Annotated in this window: 1 protein-coding gene; it reads right to left on the bottom strand. The window is 54.7% G+C overall.

Features of this window, described 5'->3' with window-relative positions:
* On the bottom strand, positions 1-307 hold a 307-nt coding region (locus BG74_RS15385; protein WP_501037401.1), incomplete at both ends, for a thiamine pyrophosphate-binding protein.

The raw sequence follows: 307 nt of genomic DNA, 5'->3' as shown, positions 1-307 counted from the left end.
GCCATTTATTCGACGTTTGAACTCGCGCGCCAGCTCGGGGAAAGCATTTTCATAGGCGGAGAGTTTATCATTCCACACTGCTTCTTTCTTCTTGCCTGCCTCTTTCGCATCCCAACCCTGGTAGATTTCCTCCGGGATCACGAATGGAGACTCGTTCCAGCAGAGATTTTTGCGGGTAGCGGCGATTTCTTCGTCACCCAGAGGCGAACCGTGGGCGCCGTGGGTGCCAGCTTTGGTCGGCGCGCCGAAAGCGATAATGGTTTTACACATCAGCAGCGACGGCTTATTAGTGACAGCTCGGGCCTTG

This window comes from Sodalis-like endosymbiont of Proechinophthirus fluctus, assembly GCF_001602625.1.
Taxonomy (GTDB): domain Bacteria; phylum Pseudomonadota; class Gammaproteobacteria; order Enterobacterales; family Enterobacteriaceae.
This window is presented reverse-complemented; position numbering and strand designations above follow the sequence as displayed.